Here is a 15342-nt window from a genome sequence, read left to right as displayed (position 1 = left end):
GCACGACATCCGCCGCCGCGCCCTCGAAGATTGTCGGCCCCAGCCGCTAGCCTGCCTGGCATGGCCAAGACAGCCCAGAAGCCCGGATACCGCTGTGCCGAATGCGGGTGGCGCACCACGAAGTGGGTCGGCAGGTGCGGCGAGTGCCAGGCGTGGGGCACGGTCGACGAGGAGGGCGCCCGCGCCGGCGTCAACGTCGTCCAGGCGGGCGCGACCACCGCGCCGGCCCTGCCGATCGGCCAGGTAAAGGCCGAGCTGGCGACGGCCCGCACGACCGGCGTGGCCGAGCTCGACCGGGTGCTCGGCGGCGGGCTGGTGCCGGGCGCGGTCGTGCTGCTGGCCGGCGAGCCCGGCATCGGCAAGTCCACCCTGCTGCTGGAGGCCGCCGCCCGCATCGCCGAGCGCGACACCGTCCTCTACGTCACGGGCGAGGAGTCCGCGGCCCAGGTGCGGCTGCGGGCCGACCGCATCGGCGCGATCCAGGACCGGCTCTACCTCGCCGCCGAGACCGAGCTGTCGGCTTTGGTGACCCATGTGGAGAAGGTGGAGCCCAGGCTGCTGGTGGTCGACTCGGTCCAGACGATCGGCTCCGCGCAGGCCACCGGAGTGCCGGGCGGGGTGACGCAGGTGCGTGAGGTGGCGGCCAACCTGGTCCGGATGGCCAAGGAGCGCAACATGGCCACCGTCCTGGTCGGCCACGTCACCAAGGAGGGCTCGATCGCCGGCCCGCGCACCCTTGAGCACCTCGTCGACGTCGTGCTCAACTTCGAGGGCGACCGCCACTCCCGGCTGCGCATGGTGCGCGCGATCAAAAACCGGTTCGGCCCGACCGAGGAGGTCGGCTGCTTCGACCTGCACGAGCGGGGCATCGAGGGCATCACCGACCCGAGCGGGCTGTTCGTCTCCCGGCGCAGCGAGCCGGTCCCCGGCACCTGCGTCACCGTCACCGTCGAGGGCACCCGTCCGCTGCCCGCCGAGGTGCAGGCCCTCGTCGCCCGCACCGACGCCCAGCAGCCCCGGCGCACCTCCTCCGGCCTCGACACCTATCGCGTGCAGATGATCCTGGCGGTGCTGGAGCGCCGGCTCAACGCCCGGCTCGGCGGCTGCGACGTGTTCACCGCGACGGTCGGCGGCATCAAGCTGTCCGACCCGGCGGTCGATCTGTCCGTCATGCTCGCCGTCGCCAGCGCCGCCGGCGACAAGCCGCTGCCCTCGGGTCTGGTGGCGCTGGGCGAGGTGGGCCTCGCGGGCGAGTTGCGCCCGGTCAAGGACGTGCGCAGGCGGCTGACGGAGGCCGCGCGCATGGGTTTCAAGCGCGCTCTCGTACCCGCCGGATCCCTCGAAGAGGCCGGTCGCAGGCGCGGCGGGCAGCGCGCGCTGGTGCCGGTGGGCCCGGTGGCGTTCGCGCCCGGGTTCGAGGTGGTTCAGGCGGAGAACGTCTGGGACGCACTCACACACGTCACATGAGCACGGCTAAGCTGAGGTGACCGATCGACACGGGGGTCAGGTGGATAGGAGTCTTGACGACCGCCGTCGCGAAGCCCTGGCCGCTGTGGCGCCGGGCACACCTCTGCGCGACGGCCTGGAGCGAATCCTGCGCGGACAGACCGGCGGGCTGATCGTCCTCGGCTACAACGGGGTCGTCGAAGAGGTCTGCAGCGGCGGCTTCGAGCTCGACGTCGACTTCTCCGCCACCAGGCTGCGCGAGCTGGCCAAGATGGACGGCGCCATCGTGGTGAGCGGCGACCAGAAGATCGTCCGCGCGGCCGTGCACCTCGTGCCCGACCCCGCCATCCCCACCGACGAGTCCGGCACCCGCCACCGCACCGCGCAGCGCGTCGCCCTGCAGACGGGCCTGCCGATCATCGCGATCAGCAAGTCGATGCGCATCATCGCCCTCTACCTCGACGGCATCCGCTACGTCCTGGAGGAGTCGGCGGCCATCCTGTCCAAGGCCAACCAGGCCCTGGCCACGCTCGAACGCTACAAACACCGCCTCGACGAGGTCTCCGGCACCCTGTCGGCGCTGGAGATCGAGGACCTGGTCACGGTCAGAGACGTGGCCGCCGTGGCGCAGCGGCTGGAGATGGTCCGCCGCATCTCCGACGAGATCAAGGGTTACGTGGTCGAGCTCGGCACCGACGGCCGGCTGCTCTCCCTCCAGCTCGACGAGCTCGTGGCCGGCGTCGACTCCGAGCGCGAGCTGGTCATCCGCGACTACCTCCCCGCCCCCGCCGGCCGCCGCCAGCGGCGGCTGCTCGAAGCCCTGCACGAGCTGGACAAACTGTCGGGCAACGAGCTCCTCGACCTCTCCACCGTCGCCCGCGTCCTCGGCCACACCGGCAGCGACCAGCTGGAGAGCGCGGTCAGCCCGCGCGGCTTCCGTCTGCTGGCCAAGGTCCCCCGCCTGCCCGCGACGGTGGTGGACCGGCTGGTCAACCACTTCGGCGGCCTGCAGAAGCTGCTGGCCGCCAGCATCGACGACCTCCAGGCGGTCGGCGGCGTCGGGGAGTCCCGGGCCCGCAGCGTCCGCGAGGGCCTGTCCCGCCTCGCCGAATCCTCCATCCTCGAACGCTACGTCTGACGCCCTTCCCGGCCTCGAAACGCCAGTCGAATGAACTCGACCAGGGCGGTCAGCGGAGGTGGAAGACTCCCTTGGTGCTGCGCATCTTCCCCATGCGCACCGTCGCCACGTACGTCCCCGGCAGGGCCGCCGACGGGGTCGCGCGGCAGTCGGAGCTCGACCGCCGCCTGTCCCACTCCAGGGACCGCACGTACGGGACGCCCCGCTGCAGTTGCCTGATCTCCGTGCCCTCACCGCTCACGCAGTCGGCCGTGGACCAGATGCGGTCGGCCCCCGAGGTGATGCGGAGCTCCATCGCCCGCGGCCCCACGTCGGCGGTGCACATGACCGTGCCCGTGTTCACCAGCGTGACCATGAAGCTGGGACGGGAGCCGCCCGGGTAGATCTGCTCCTTGCCGCCCTGGAGGCTGAGCACCAGGTCCTGCTCGGGGCAGGGCTCCCCCGGCCGCCTGGGCCGCTGGGTGGGCGTCGCCTTGGGGGTGGCGGTGGGCGAGGGGCTGGCCGTGCCCATGGCGAGCGTACGCAGCCCCGCGAGCAGCGGGTCGACGGAGGGCGTGGCGCTGACGCTCGCGCTCGGCGAGGTCTGCGCGCTGGACGAGCGCTCCGGGCCGCTGCCGCTGGAGCACGCCCACGCCACAACGGCCACCACGACGAGCACCGCCACCAGAAGGCTCATCCGGCGCCGCCAGTAGATGTCACCGCCGTCGCCACGCATCGTATCCGGGTCCATACACCAAGTCTGGTGACGAGTCAGCGACGGTGAGTGACGACACGCCGGGTCTTGGCCATCACGGAATACCCTTGACCGCGTGGCCGAGCCGAACCTCCTGCACACCGCCATTCTGGACTGGTACGCGGACAACGCCCGCGATCTCCCCTGGCGTGCCCCCGACGCGACACCGTGGGGGGTGCTGGTGAGCGAGATCATGCTCCAGCAGACCCCGGTCGTTCGCGTCCTGCCCATCTGGCACGAGTGGATGGAGCGCTGGCCCACTCCGAAGGCGCTCGCGGCGGAGCAGCCCGGCGAGGCCGTACGCCATTGGGGCCGCCTCGGCTACCCGCGCCGGGCCCTGCGCCTGCACGCCTGCGCCAGGGCCATCACCGACGAGCACGGCGGCGAGGTGCCGTCCGACCACGAGACCCTGCTGGCGCTGCCCGGCATCGGCGAATACACCGCCGCCGCGGTCGCCAGCTTCGCCTACGGCGGGCGGCACGCCGTGCTCGACACCAACGTGCGGCGGGTGTTCGCTCGGGCGGTGCGCGCGGAGGAATACCCGCCGACCGCCACCTCGGCGGCCGAACGACGGCTGGCGGAGGCACTCCTGCCCGAACTGGGCGCGCCCCGGTGGGGGGTGGCCGTGATGGAACTGGGCGCCCTGGTGTGCACGGCCCGGGCGCCCCGCTGCGCCGACTGCCCGATCACCCACGTGTGCGCGTGGCGCCTGGCCGGCAAACCACCGCACACCGGCCCACCACGCAAGGGCCAGACGTACGCCGGCACCGACCGCCAGTGCCGCGGCCGCCTGTTGGAAGTGCTGCGCAAGGCACACGGCCCAGTCCCGAAAGCGGCACTCGACGCGGTATGGGACGACGCTCCGCAACGCGAACGCGCCTTGGACGGCCTGATCACCGACGGCCTGGCCGAAGTCCTCCCAGACGACACCTACCGCCTCCCCCAGGCCTAACCCCGCCACCCCGGCAACCAAGCCCCTCCAAAGAGACACCCCCACCAATCCACGAACCTCCACACGCCGCACTCCGCACTCCGCAATTCGCCACCCCTTACTCCGGCCCCAGGATTCGCGAACCCAGCACTCCCAGCCCCGGGATTCGCGAACCCCGCCCTCCGACCCTCAGGACCCGCGAGCCCAGCACTCCCGGCCCCAGGATCCGCCAGCCCCGTGCTTCCCGACCGCAGGACCGGCGAGCCCAGCACTCCAGAATCGCGGGAACCGTCGAATCACGGCATCTGCATCACAACTGAGCGGAGCCCCGCACACGCGGACTGCAGGGTCCACGAGTTACGGCACCCGGAGGTGTCACCGTGCCCAGAGTGGGACCAGGCGTTCGGTGGCCTTGGGGGCCAGGGCGCAGGCGTCCGGATCCGACACACCGCCTGGGTTGTAGACCCGAGCCCCGGCCGACGCGACCACGACCGACACGAACCCGTGCTCGGGGTCGGCGTACATCTGCCGGCTCACGTCCGCCGGCAGCACCATCGTGTCGCCGGGCCCCACCTCGTACCGCTCGCCGCCGAGCCGCACCACGGCGGCCCCGGACAGCCACGTCCACACCAGCTCGGTGTCGAACGCGTGCACCGGCCCCACCATCCCGGGCTTGGCGTCCACCCGCCACACGGCCTGCCCCGCCCGCCCCTGGGTCGGGGAGGCGAGGGTGGTCATCACCCCATTGGGCGTCTCGATCCTGCGGGCCTCAGTCCCGGACACGAAGGACCCGGGTACCACGGATTCCGGTACGACAGACATCGGCAACTCCTTTCACGCGATCCACGGCGGGACGCCGTACTCGGTGCCGTCGGCGGCGAAGGCCCGGGCGCCGGCCGCGGCCGTGACGACGGCCGTGTAGCCGGTGGCGGGGTCGGCGAGGACGCGCCGCACCGTACGGGCGGGCATGACGACCGTGTCACCGGCCGTCACCTCGAACCGCTCCCCGCCCAGCTCGACCGTCGCCGCCCCGGCGACCCAGCTCCACACCTGCTCCACGTCGAAGTCGTGCACGGGCCCCTCGGCGCCCGGCTTGGCCTCGACCTTCCACAGGGCCCTTGAGGCCCCTCCCTGCGTCGGCGAGGCGAGCGTCGTCATGACCCCGCCAGGAGTCTCCGACCGCCGCGCGTCGTCCGCATGGATGACGGCCATGCCACTTACCCCCTAAGATAGGCAACCACGTTGTCCATATAGTTAACCAGGTTGTCTATCGTGTCAAGTCATGGCTTCGAACTGCCCCTGCGCCTGCTGCTCGCGTTCCGGATGCTGATCGACGAGCTGCACGCGGAGCTAGCCCGGCAGGGTCACCCGGACATCAGACCCATGCACGGCTTCGTCATGCAGGCGATCGGCCCGGACGGCACCACCGCCGTCGAGCTGGGCCGTACGCTGGGCGTCTCCAAACAGGCCGCGGGCAAGACCATCGACACCCTGGAACGCATCGGCTACGTCGAACGCACCACGGACGCCCGGGACACCAGACGCAAGATCGTCCGCCTCACCCCGTACGGCATGGACGCACTCAACCGCTCGGCCCGCATCTTCGACACCCTGCGCGCCCACTGGGCCGGCGAGCTGGGCGAGGATCGCCTGAACGCCCTCGAAGCCGACCTGCGCACGATGACGCCGGGCAACCCCTGGCGCCTGGACACCCCCGGCTGGTTCGGCAACCTCTGACCCCCTCCGCCCAGAGGCCGTCTCCTCTTCACCTCCCGAGCCCTAACAGCCTCCTCCCAGAACCTCGACGGACTCGTCCCGAACCCCTGACCACCTCCTCCAGCTGGCCGTAACCGTCCTACCGAGGCCCGACGGCACCCTCCGGCCGCCTCGTCGCGTTGGACGACGCCCGGTCTCAGGACGCGGACGGACGGGAACCGAGGCCCGCCGTCCACCCGTTCCCATCGACCCCGGCCAGCGCCCGCGCCTGCCGGACCCGTACGCGGACGTCGCCTCCAACCGGAGGAAGCGAGGTGCCGGGCAGATCGCCGGGATGCAGGCAGGTCAGCGGGCCGCCCGCGGTGTCGACGTCCACCCGGGTGGCGATGCCGAGCGCGACCGTGCGACGCAGCGTTCCGGGCACCGGCCGTACGTCGTCATCGCGCTGACCCGCGGGACCGTCGGACGGATCGAGGATGAGGTGGGTGTGCTCGGGCCGGGCCACCAGCGGATGGGTACGGCCGGTGAGCGCCGGCGGAAGCAGGTTGGTGTACCCGAGCAGCCGGGCCGTGTCGGCGTCGCTGGGATGGTCGAGCACCTCGGTGGTCGGGCCGTGCTGGCGGATCCGGCCGCCGATCAGCAGCGCGGTGTCCTCGGCCAGGGCGAGCGCCTCCTGCCGGTCGTGGGTGACCAGGATCGTGGCGGTCGGCTGTCCGCTCAGCGCGGCGCGCAGGTCGGCGATCAGGTCGGCGCGGGTGGTGCTGTCCAGTCCGGTGAACGGCTCGTCGAGCAGCAGCACCTTGGGCCCGACGGCGAGCGCGCGGGTGATGCTGACCCGCTGGGCCTCGCCGATCGACAGGCTGCGGATGTCCCGGTCGGCGAACGGAACGAGGCCGAGCGCCTCCATCCACGGCCACGCGCGCAGCCGGGCCTCGCGCCGGCTCATCCCGCGGAACCGCAGCCCGCTGATCACGTTCGCGGCGACCGTACCGCGGCGCAGGATCGGCCGTTGCAGCACAGCGGTGATGGCATGACGCATCAGCGGCCGCGTGGCGGGACGGCCGTCCAGCAGGATCACCCCGCTCACGCGGTGGCTGCTGAGCAGACCCAGCGCACGCAGCAGGGTGGACTTGCCGGCTCCGTTCGGACCGAGCACGGCCAGCGTACGTCCTGACGCGACGTCCAGCTCGGGCACGCTGAGCAGCTCACGGTCGCCGGCCCGCACGCGCAGATCCCGGCAGCCGATCCCAGCACCTTGGCCACCCACCCCAGCGCCCTGGCCCCCCATCCCGGTGTGCTGGCCACCCACTCCAGCGTCCTGGCCACCCACCCTGGCGCTCTGATCGCCTATCCCAGCGCTCTGACCACCCATCCCAACGTCCTGACCGCTCATCGCGGCACCGCCCGCTGCTGCTGGACGAGGGTCAGCGACAGATTCACGCCGAACGCGATCAACAACAGAATGAGCCCGAACGCGATCGCCAGCGAGAACTGCCCCCGGCTGGTGGCCAGCACGGCGGCGGTGGTGAGGACCCGGGTCTGCCCGACCAGGTTGCCCCCGACCATCTGCGCCGCCCCCACCTCGCTCACCACCGCGCCGAAGGCGGCCATCGTGCCGGCGAACAGCGGCAGCCTGGCCTCGCCCAGCAGCGCCGCGAACGCACGCACGCGGTTCGCCCCGAGAGCCTGCATCTGTACGCGGAAGTCGGGATCGACCTGTTGCAATGCGGCCGCGACCAGCGCGATCACGACCGGGGTGGCGATCGCGGCCTGGGCGACGATCATCGCGGTCGGTGTGTAGAGCAGCCCGAGCCCGCCCAGCGGCCCGCTGCGCCACAGCAGCACGGTGACGAACAGGCCGACCACCACCGGCGGCATGCCCATCCCCGTGTTGGCCGCCGCCAGCAGGACCCGCCGGCCGGGGAAGCGGGCCAGCGCCACGATCGCGCCCAGCGGCAGGCCCACCAGCAGGGCGATCGCGGTCGCCGTCAACGAGACGCGCAGGGTCAGCGCGATGATCGTCCAGCTGTCCTCGTCCCCGGACAGCAGCAGCTCGACCGCGTCCACGAACCCGTCGAACAGCACGTCCATTAGGCGGCCTCCCCGACTGTGCTCATTCGCCCAGCTTCGCTTCGTCCTTGCCGGCGTCCGGGGTGAACAGCGGCTGGCCGAACTTCGCCCGTCCGAACTCGCCGATGAGCCGCTGCGTGGCCGGGGCGACCATCCAGTCCGCGAACGCCTTGGCGCCGTCCGCCCGCACCCTGCCGCCGGCCTTCTGGGTCATCTCGATGACGTGGTAGACGTTCAGCAGGCCCGGGTCGCCCTCGCTGAGCACCTCCAGCTCCAGGGAGTCGCGCTGGGTGAGGTACGTGGCCCGGTCCGACAGGGTGTAGCCGGCCTTCTCACCGGCGACCCGCAGCGTCGCGCCCATGCCCTGCCCGGTGGACTGGTACCAGGAGCCGCCCGGCGTCACGCCGGCCTGGGACCAGAGGCCCTTCTCCTTGGCATGCGTACCCGACTCGTCGCCCCGCGAGACGAACACCGCCTCGGCGTTCGCGATCTTCTTCATCGCGTCCGCGCTGCTCGTCCCCCGCACACCGGCCGGGTCGGCCTTCGGGCCGAGCAGCACGAAGTCGTTGTGCATCACCAGCCGCCGGGCGCCGGCCGAGCCCTCGGCGACGAACTTCTCCTCCGCTTCCGGCGAATGCACCAGCAGCGCGTCCGCCTCCCCGCGACGGCCCAGCTCGATGGCCTGCCCGCTGCCGACCGCCACGGTCTTGACCTGCCAGCCGCTCTCGCGGGTGAACACGGGCAGCAGCTCGTCGAGCAGGCCGCTGTCCTGGGTGCTGGTGGTGGTGGCCAGGATCAGCGACTTCTCCGCCGGAGCCGCCGACGCCGCCGACGCACTCGCGGAGGGCCCGCCGGCGGAGGGGGCGGTCCCGCACCCGGCCAGGAGAACCGCCACGATCCAGGCGATACCGATCAGGATCCCTCTACGCATGGCTGTGACCCTATCTGCGCTACTTCAGAGTAGTGCAAGGGTAAGTTATTGCGATGTGACCCGATATCGGGAAATCTGCAGCGACCTCGCCCACCAGATCAGCGCCGGGGCCCTCCAGCCCGGCGACGAACTGCCGGGTGTGCGCGACATCGCGCAGCAGTGGCACACCACCGCCTCCACCGTCAGCCGGGCGCAGCGCCGGCTGGCCGACGCCGGCGTGCTCGAACTCGCCGAACGCCGCCGCGCCCGCGTGGCGCCCGGCGCGGCGCTCGCCGCCCGGCGCTTCATGCACGAGGACCAGGTCTTCACCCTGGCCGGCAGTGACGACCCAGCGCTCGACCTGCTGGTCGGAACGTTGTCCGGCCAGTTGAAGATCACCCAGCGCGAGGGCAGCGTCTCGGGCCTGGCCGCGGTACGCGAAGGCCGCGCCGACGGGGCCGCGATCCATCTGCTGCACCACACCGGCGTCTACAACGCGCCCTTCGCGCGCGGCATGCTGCGCGGCCTCGGAGCGCACCTGATCCACCTCTGGCGACGCGAGCAGGGCCTGATCGTGCCGCCGGGCAACCCCGGCCGCATCACCGGCATCGCCGACCTGGCGAACCGGCGTATCTCCACCCGCCGCCCCGGCACCGGAACCCGGATCCTGCTCGACCGGCTGCTCCTCGCCGCCGGCCACGACCCGGACAACCTCAGGGGTCCGCAGGTCGGCACTCATCTCGAAGTCGCCCTGGCCGTGGCCACCGGAACGGTCGACGCCGGTCTCGGCATCCGCTCGGCCGCCATCGGCCTGGACCTCGACTTCGTCCCCCTGACGTGGGAGGACTTCGACATCGCCCTGGTCAAGAACGGCCTCGACCCGGCGGCCCACCTCATCGCCGCCCTGCGGACGCCGTCCCTGCGCGAGAAGATCACCGCCCTCGGCGGCTACGACACCTCCCGCTCCGGCCAGGTCACCGAACTCACCGACACGGAACGAGCCCGGCGTTGAGCAGGCGTCAGTGAACTAGGCGGCCAGTTGCAGACCCAGGCTGGTCAGATTCGTACGCGCCCAGGCCAGCTCCTCGGCCAGCAGCGACACCAGCGCCCCCGGCCCCTTGGCCCGCCCGGGAACCATGAGGTTGTGCGTCTCCACCTCGATGTGCGCACTGCCGCTCACCGCGCCCGACAGCAGGGCCGTCAGCGTGTCGTGCAGCACCGCGCCCGTGCTCGGCGTCTCACCGGTGTGGTTGTGCACGTGGCCGAGCTTGACCACGGGCGCGCCGGCCGCGGCCAGCCCCTTCAGCGCCACACCGGGCTCCTCGGCGCCGCACGCGAGGTGGCAGGCGTCCAGGCACACGCCCAGGTGCTCGGAGTCGATGCCGCCGACCCGCTCCAGCGCCTGCTCGGTGGTCTCCAGCACGCAGCCGGGCCACGGCTCGAACCCGACCCTGATCGTCTTGCCCGACGTGCTGTAGATGCCGCGCAGCTCGCGGGCCAGCCGCTCGAGCCGGCGCGTGGCGATCGCGTGCAGGTCGGCGGGCCAGTCGCGGCGCCAGCCGATCGGGATCGTCGAGATGCTGCCGAACCGTACGTCCTCGGGCAGCAGGAACGCCAGGATCTTGGCCAGCGCCATCGTGTAGCGGTAGCGCTCCGGCTTGGCCCAGTCGGGCCCGGGGACCTCCTGGTTGCGTCCGCCGGTGCCGTTGAGGCTCACGACCTCCAGGCCGCGCTCCTCCAGGGAACGACGCAGCCGTACGAGCTCGATGCGGTCGGCGGTGAGGTGGTCGGCGACGGCCGGGGACAGCCAAAGCCCGATGCCCATCCGCTCCACTCCCAGCCGCTTGCGCACCGGAACCGCGTATCGCGTCAGGTGGGCGATGAGGTTCTCCAGGTCCTCAGCGGGGTGGACGCCTGCGTTGTAGGCGAGGTGAACGAGCGTTCCGTCATCGTGACGCAGGCGCATCGGTTTCCTCCACGGCTTGCTTTGAGTGTTCCCCTCGCCCGCCTCGGTACGTACGAGCCATGTGAGCATGCCTGCTTGCGGGTGGCACGCGCGTCCGCCCTGAGTTGACATCTCGCTACTCCCTGCGGAGCAGCCTTCAACCTAGGGACACGCACTTGTCGCTCACTTGGATGAGACTTGGCGAAGCTCTACGCAGTGTAGTACTACTCGCGGTGGCGTCATACCCGTTGGCCCAACAATTACGCAACGACCGCAACCTTCTCACTTCTGCTCATCTCGTACGGTGAAGATCGCCAAGATGCCCGTACGCGCCCCTGAACACCCCGCCACCACCCCGGCGATCCCCGCGGAGGGGTCACAGCCCGGCGCCACCGGTCGCGTCGATCACCCTGCCCGTCACCCAGCGCGCGTCGTCGGAGGCGAGGAACGCGACGACGTCGGCGATGTCCTCGGGCTGCCCGACCCGGCCCAGCGCATGGAGCGACGCGGCGTGGGCCTCCGCGTCCGCGTTGCCGCGCAGCCATCCCGCGTTGAGGTCGGTGTCCACGATCCCGGGGGCCACGGAGTTCGCCGTGATGCCCCGCGGGCCCAGTTGCTTGGCCAGGTTGAGGGTGAAGGTGTCCAGGGCGCCCTTGGTGGAGCTGTACGCGATGATGTCCGGCATGGCCAGCCGCGCCGCGCCGCTGGAGATGTTGATGATCCGCCCGCCGTCGCGCAGCCGGCCGAGCCCCTGCTGCACGATGAAGAACGGCGCCCGTACGTTGACCGCGAAGATCCGGTCGAACTCCTCCTCGGTGAGTGCGGCCAGATCCGAACTGCGGCCGATGCCGGCGTTGTTGACGATGATGTCCACGCCCGCCGGAAGCGAGTGCCGCTGGAGGTGGGCGTCGAAGGCGGCCCACAGCGCGGCCGCGTCACCGTGCCCGCCCAGCTCGGCCCGGATCGCGAACGCCCGGCCACCCTTCTCGCCGATCCTTTCGACGACCTCGTCGGCCGCACCCTGATCGCGGGCGTAGGCGACGGCCACGACGGCGCCGTCCCGGCCGAGCCGCTCGGCGATGGCTCGCCCGATCCCCCTGCCGCCGCCGGTGACCAGCGCCACCCTGCCCTCCAGCACGCGTCCGCCCATGACGATCCCGCCTCTCAGTTCTTGAGTGTTCACTCAACAAATAAGCTAACACGACTTCTTGAGTGAACGCTCTAGAATGTGTGGCATGGGTCAAGCAGCACGTGGCCGTCCGCGTACGTTCGACCGTGACGCGGCACTCGCCGCGGCCACACGGCTGTTCTGGGAGCGCGGCTACGAGGCCACCTCGCTGAACGAGCTCACCGAGGCGATGGGCATCCGGCCAGGCAGCCTGTACGCCGCCTTCGGCGACAAGAAGGCGCTGTTCAAGGAGGCCGTACACGCCTACACCCGCTCGCCCGTCGGCGCGTTCGTCGGCGTCGCCCTGCGCGAGGAGGCCACGGCGCACCACGCCTTCGCCCGCATCCTGCGCGAGGCCGCGACGATCTATCCCGATCCCGCGCACCCCGCCGGCTGCCTGACCATCAGCGCCGCCACCAACGTGACCGTCCAGGACGCCGAGGTGGCGGCGTTCCTGCGCGATCTGCGCAACGCCAACCTCGCGGTCTTCCAGGACCGCCTGCGCGCCGCTCAGCGGGACGGCGAACTGCCCCCGTCCGCCGATCCCCGCGCGCTGGCCGGATACTTCGCCGCCGTCATCCAGGGAATGTCGCAACGCGCCCGGGACGGAGCCGACGCGGCCGAACTCACCCAGATCGCCGACCTGGCGCTGGCCGCCTGGCCGAGCCGTTCCCCAAGCTGACGCGCACTCCCACGTGACCAAGGTCGTGTACCGCTTGCGCGAAGCCGAGAGCGGGTGCCGTCGGACGGCGCCGGGATGTGCGCCATCAGAGAGCAGGCGTCGTCGCAGGCAGGTCGGCGCGTCTCTCCGAGCGGCCGCCACACGGCGGAGTGATGGTCATGACGGTGCTGGGGATGTCGAGCTGGATCCGGTGCCACCGTCCACGCGGGACGACGGCGGCGGTGCCGGCCGTCAGCCGGAGCTCCTCCTCGCCCTCCCCCGGCCATTCCGTACGCAGATAGAGGCGGATCTTGCCGATGACGCAGGACACGATCTGCTCGGCCTCGGTGTTCACCTGCCAGTGGTCGGCGTGGACGTCGGCACCGGTCCTCGCGTGGAACGCCTTCAGATGCCAGCCGTCGCGCCCGGCGTCCACCGGCCGGGCTCTGGTGTGGATCCGGCCGCCCTGGGACAGGTGGATGACGGACGCGGAGAGCTCGATCGGGGTCACGGTCATGGAGTCTCCGCGGTGGCGGTCAGGACCGCGCGGGCGAGGACGTGGCCGGCGATGGTGAAGCCGAGATACGCGGGGGTGGCGTCGGCCGGGACGCCGATGGCGTCGGTGCCGAGGGCGTGCACCACGACGAAGTAGCGGTGCGGGCCGTGCCCGGCCGGCGGGGCCGCGCCGAGGTAACGCGCCACGCGAGCGTCGTTGGGCAGCTGGTACGCGCCTTCGGGCAGACCGGAGCCGGTGTCGTCACCCGCGCCTTCCGGCACCTCGGTGACGGTGGCGGGGATGTCGGCCACGGCCCAGTGCCAGAACCCGGAGCCGGTCGGCGCGTCCGGGTCGTACACCGTGACGGCATAGCTCTTCGTCCCCTCAGGGGCGCCGCTCCACGACAGCTGCGGGGAGATGTCCTTGCCTCCCGGGACGCCCGCGGACATCTGCGCGGCGGGCCAGGGAGCGCCGTCGGCCAGCGTGGTGCTGGTGACGGTGAAGGAGGGCACTTCGGGAAGGCGGGCGAAGGGGTTGTTCACGTCTGCTCCTTCATTGAGCTGGTGAGGGATGTCGGCAGCCATGGACGGCACCATCCGAGGCGCCGTCCGCGACACTATCGACCATAACACGAATAATCGATTATTTGGCGAATGGTCTATCCTGAGGGCATGACGCAGACGGCCGACCCATCGGCGAAACCGATGCTCTCCGAGCGGGTCCACACCCTGCTCCAGACAGCGATCATGAGAGGCGAGTACGCACCGGGCGAGGCGCTCAAGCCGCAGGAGCTGGCCCAGCGGCACCACGTCAGCCTGGCCGTCGTACGCGAGGCTCTGGTGCGCCTGGTCGGCGAGGGCATCGCGGTGCGGCTGCCCAACCGCGGCTTCGCCGTCCCCGACTTCTCGGACCAGCGGTGGCAGCAGATCGCGCAGGCCCGCCGCACCATCGAGCCGGTCATGCTGCGCCTGGCGATCGAGCACGGCGACCTCGACTGGGAGGCACGGGTGCGGGCGGCCCACCACCGCCTGACCCGCACGCCGGCGTACGTGCTCGAGGAAGGCGGGTATTACAGCAGCGCGTGGTCGGAGGCACACCGCGTCTTCCACCGGACGCTGCTGGACGGGTGCGGCAACCCGGTGGTGCTGGACATGTTCGACCGGCTGTGGACGGCCGGCGAGCTGGCCCGCCGCTGGTCGGCCCAGCGCACCCCCGACCGCGACGGCGTCGCGGAGCACCGCCGCCTGGAGGAGGCGGCCCTGGCCCGCGACGCCGACACCGCCGCCGAGGTACTGACCCAGCACCTGACCCTGACCGTCGCCGCCCTCACATCGCCACCTGACGAGGCCTGAGCACGCCCCGCTGACCAGCAGCGCCCTCGACGACCCCGGGAGAGGAGCGACAGCACCCGGGTCTCGCCGGCTCGTCGTCACGCCGCTCGACTGAGCGGACGGTACGTGCCACCCGTCCGGATCAGCGCCCCGGGGGCGGCGGGCGGCAGCCGGCGGCGGCGGGCAGCGGCTCGCGGTAGCGAGCGGCGGCTCACGGCAGTAGACGGCGCACGGCAGTGGGCGACGCACGGGTGGGCGACGCACGGGTGGGCGACGCACGGGTGAGCGACGCACGGGTGAGCGACGCACGGGTGAGCGACGCACGGGTGAGCGACGCACGGGTGAGCGACGCACGGGTGAGCGACGCACGGGCGGTCTATGCACGCCCACATAGGCGATGGCGTGTGCCTACGCGGGTACAGGCCGGGCTGCTCGCGCGACAGCTCACCGCCGGCAACGCCGCAAGCACGGAGGACGCGAAAAGCCCCCGCGTGAGAATCCACGCGGGGGCTTTCGTCAGAACAGGGTCAGTTCTGGATCGGGGCGGCGATGGCGGCGGCCGAGTCCGGGATCTTCGAGGACGTCTCGCCCTTGAAGATGAACTTGGCGTTGTCGCCCTCACCCTCGATGGTCACCTTCACGACCTGCCCCGGACGGAGCTCGCCGTAGAGGATCTTCTCCGACAGGGAGTCCTCCAGCTCTCGCTGGATCGTCCGGCGCAGCGGCCGGGCGCCCATGACGGGGTCGTAGCCGCGGTCGGCCAGCAGCTGCTTGGCGTCGGGAGAGACGTCGAGCCC

16 protein-coding genes and 3 pseudogenes are annotated in these 15342 nt (G+C 71.6%); 7 read left to right on the top strand and 12 right to left on the bottom strand.

Annotated features, from left to right (window positions below; translation table 11 throughout):
- The first annotated feature begins 60 nt into the window (after positions 1-60).
- Entirely contained in the window at positions 61-1467 is a 1407-nt protein-coding gene (radA, locus tag B0I32_RS31415) for a DNA repair protein RadA (RefSeq protein WP_106245961.1), read from the top strand.
- A gap of 40 nt (positions 1468-1507) precedes the next feature.
- Complete coding sequence (gene disA, locus B0I32_RS31410) at positions 1508-2584, top strand: DNA integrity scanning diadenylate cyclase DisA (protein WP_106245960.1); 1077 nt, start codon at positions 1508-1510, stop codon at positions 2582-2584.
- A 49-nt stretch (positions 2585-2633) separates the two neighbouring features.
- On the opposite strand, the gene B0I32_RS31405 is transcribed toward disA, so the two are convergent.
- Positions 2634-3314: a hypothetical protein gene (locus B0I32_RS31405; protein WP_106245958.1), complete on the bottom strand. Its 681-nt coding sequence runs from the start codon at positions 3312-3314 to the stop codon at positions 2634-2636.
- Between the two features lie 79 nt (positions 3315-3393).
- Between B0I32_RS31405 and B0I32_RS31400 the strand changes: the two genes are divergently transcribed.
- Positions 3394-4269 carry an HhH-GPD family protein gene (locus B0I32_RS31400; protein ID WP_106245956.1) on the top strand — a complete coding sequence of 292 codons (876 nt, stop codon included), beginning with the start codon at positions 3394-3396 and terminating at the stop codon, positions 4267-4269.
- A 354-nt stretch (positions 4270-4623) separates the two neighbouring features.
- On the opposite strand, the gene B0I32_RS31395 is transcribed toward B0I32_RS31400, so the two are convergent.
- Complete coding sequence (locus B0I32_RS31395) at positions 4624-5070, bottom strand: cupin domain-containing protein (protein ID WP_181307975.1); 447 nt, start codon at positions 5068-5070, stop codon at positions 4624-4626.
- Between the two features lie 12 nt (positions 5071-5082).
- Positions 5083-5460, bottom strand: a complete 378-nt coding sequence (locus tag B0I32_RS31390) for a cupin domain-containing protein (RefSeq protein WP_106245954.1) — start codon at positions 5458-5460, stop codon at positions 5083-5085.
- Between the two features lie 60 nt (positions 5461-5520).
- Between B0I32_RS31390 and B0I32_RS31385 the strand changes: the two genes are divergently transcribed.
- Positions 5521-5985 (top strand): MarR family winged helix-turn-helix transcriptional regulator, encoded by a 465-nt coding sequence (locus B0I32_RS31385; protein ID WP_219912101.1) that lies wholly within the window; start codon positions 5521-5523, stop codon positions 5983-5985.
- A gap of 175 nt (positions 5986-6160) precedes the next feature.
- On the opposite strand, the pseudogene B0I32_RS31380 reads toward B0I32_RS31385, so the two are convergent.
- The 3 genes and pseudogenes from B0I32_RS31380 to B0I32_RS31370 form a co-directional block, all read right to left on the bottom strand.
- A pseudogene (locus B0I32_RS31380) lies at positions 6161-7165 on the bottom strand (ABC transporter ATP-binding protein); the annotation flags it as partial.
- Positions 7166-7353: 188 nt separating this feature from the next.
- Positions 7354-8055: an ABC transporter permease gene (locus B0I32_RS31375; RefSeq protein WP_106245951.1), complete on the bottom strand. Its 702-nt coding sequence runs from the start codon at positions 8053-8055 to the stop codon at positions 7354-7356.
- A 22-nt stretch (positions 8056-8077) separates the two neighbouring features.
- Positions 8078-8965 carry an ABC transporter substrate-binding protein gene (locus tag B0I32_RS31370; protein ID WP_106245949.1) on the bottom strand — a complete coding sequence of 296 codons (888 nt, stop codon included), beginning with the start codon at positions 8963-8965 and terminating at the stop codon, positions 8078-8080.
- Positions 8966-9020: 55 nt separating this feature from the next.
- Here B0I32_RS31370 and B0I32_RS31365 point away from each other — a divergent pair, with 55 nt between their 5' ends.
- On the top strand, positions 9021-9956 hold the full coding sequence (locus tag B0I32_RS31365; protein WP_106245947.1) for a substrate-binding domain-containing protein: 936 nt from the start codon (positions 9021-9023) through the stop codon (positions 9954-9956).
- A gap of 15 nt (positions 9957-9971) precedes the next feature.
- On the opposite strand, the gene B0I32_RS31360 is transcribed toward B0I32_RS31365, so the two are convergent.
- Together B0I32_RS31360 and B0I32_RS31355 are read right to left on the bottom strand one after the other, a co-directional pair.
- Positions 9972-10910 carry a TIM barrel protein gene (locus B0I32_RS31360; protein ID WP_106245945.1) on the bottom strand — a complete coding sequence of 313 codons (939 nt, stop codon included), beginning with the start codon at positions 10908-10910 and terminating at the stop codon, positions 9972-9974.
- 355 nt (positions 10911-11265) lie between these two features.
- Entirely contained in the window at positions 11266-12072 is an 807-nt protein-coding gene (locus B0I32_RS31355; RefSeq protein ID WP_281262630.1) for an SDR family oxidoreductase, read from the bottom strand.
- Positions 12073-12124: 52 nt separating this feature from the next.
- Between B0I32_RS31355 and B0I32_RS31350 the strand changes: the two genes are divergently transcribed.
- Positions 12125-12739: a TetR/AcrR family transcriptional regulator gene (locus B0I32_RS31350; RefSeq protein WP_219912100.1), complete on the top strand. Its 615-nt coding sequence runs from the start codon at positions 12125-12127 to the stop codon at positions 12737-12739.
- A gap of 85 nt (positions 12740-12824) precedes the next feature.
- On the opposite strand, the gene B0I32_RS31345 is transcribed toward B0I32_RS31350, so the two are convergent.
- A complete protein-coding gene (locus B0I32_RS31345; RefSeq protein WP_106245940.1) occupies positions 12825-13235 on the bottom strand; it encodes a cupin domain-containing protein in 411 nt (136 codons plus the stop codon).
- On the bottom strand, positions 13232-13798 hold the full coding sequence (locus tag B0I32_RS31340; RefSeq protein WP_106246405.1) for a YbhB/YbcL family Raf kinase inhibitor-like protein: 567 nt from the start codon (positions 13796-13798) through the stop codon (positions 13232-13234). The genes B0I32_RS31345 and B0I32_RS31340 overlap by 4 nt, the downstream gene beginning before the upstream one ends.
- An 87-nt stretch (positions 13799-13885) precedes the next feature.
- Between B0I32_RS31340 and B0I32_RS31335 the strand changes: the two genes are divergently transcribed.
- Complete coding sequence (locus tag B0I32_RS31335) at positions 13886-14566, top strand: GntR family transcriptional regulator (RefSeq protein WP_106246404.1); 681 nt, start codon at positions 13886-13888, stop codon at positions 14564-14566.
- A 190-nt stretch (positions 14567-14756) separates the two neighbouring features.
- Here the strand turns inward: B0I32_RS31335 and B0I32_RS61745 are convergent.
- Together B0I32_RS61745 and B0I32_RS31325 are read right to left on the bottom strand one after the other, a co-directional pair.
- A pseudogene (locus B0I32_RS61745) lies at positions 14757-14900 on the bottom strand (pentapeptide repeat-containing protein); the annotation flags it as partial.
- Between the two features lie 172 nt (positions 14901-15072).
- Positions 15073-15342, bottom strand: a pseudogene (locus B0I32_RS31325) (ATP-dependent Clp protease ATP-binding subunit ClpC); the annotation flags it as partial.

Origin of the sequence: Nonomuraea fuscirosea, from assembly GCF_003001935.1 — a bacterium.
GTDB lineage: Bacteria > Actinomycetota > Actinomycetes > Streptosporangiales > Streptosporangiaceae > Nonomuraea > Nonomuraea fuscirosea.
Note: the sequence above shows the minus strand (reverse complement) of the source record. Positions and strands in the feature narration are given on the sequence as shown.

Bases quoted from the DNA above. Each gene is read 5' to 3' on its own strand.
- radA (WP_106245961.1), top strand. From the start codon at position 61: ATGGCCAAGACAGCCCAGAAGCCCGGATACCGCTGTGCCGAATGCGGG.
- B0I32_RS31405 (WP_106245958.1), bottom strand. From the start codon at position 3,314: ATGGACCCGGATACGATGCGTGGCGACGGCGGTGACATCTACTGGCGG.
- B0I32_RS31395 (WP_181307975.1), bottom strand. From the start codon at position 5,070: ATGTCTGTCGTACCGGAATCCGTGGTACCCGGGTCCTTCGTGTCCGGG.
- B0I32_RS31390 (WP_106245954.1), bottom strand. From the start codon at position 5,460: ATGGCCGTCATCCATGCGGACGACGCGCGGCGGTCGGAGACTCCTGGC.
- B0I32_RS31375 (WP_106245951.1), bottom strand. From the start codon at position 8,055: ATGGACGTGCTGTTCGACGGGTTCGTGGACGCGGTCGAGCTGCTGCTG.
- B0I32_RS31370 (WP_106245949.1), bottom strand. From the start codon at position 8,965: ATGCGTAGAGGGATCCTGATCGGTATCGCCTGGATCGTGGCGGTTCTC.
- B0I32_RS31360 (WP_106245945.1), bottom strand. From the start codon at position 10,910: ATGCGCCTGCGTCACGATGACGGAACGCTCGTTCACCTCGCCTACAAC.
- B0I32_RS31350 (WP_219912100.1), top strand. From the start codon at position 12,125: ATGGGTCAAGCAGCACGTGGCCGTCCGCGTACGTTCGACCGTGACGCG.
- B0I32_RS31345 (WP_106245940.1), bottom strand. From the start codon at position 13,235: ATGACCGTGACCCCGATCGAGCTCTCCGCGTCCGTCATCCACCTGTCC.
- B0I32_RS31340 (WP_106246405.1), bottom strand. From the start codon at position 13,798: ATGGCTGCCGACATCCCTCACCAGCTCAATGAAGGAGCAGACGTGAAC.
- B0I32_RS31335 (WP_106246404.1), top strand. From the start codon at position 13,886: ATGACGCAGACGGCCGACCCATCGGCGAAACCGATGCTCTCCGAGCGG.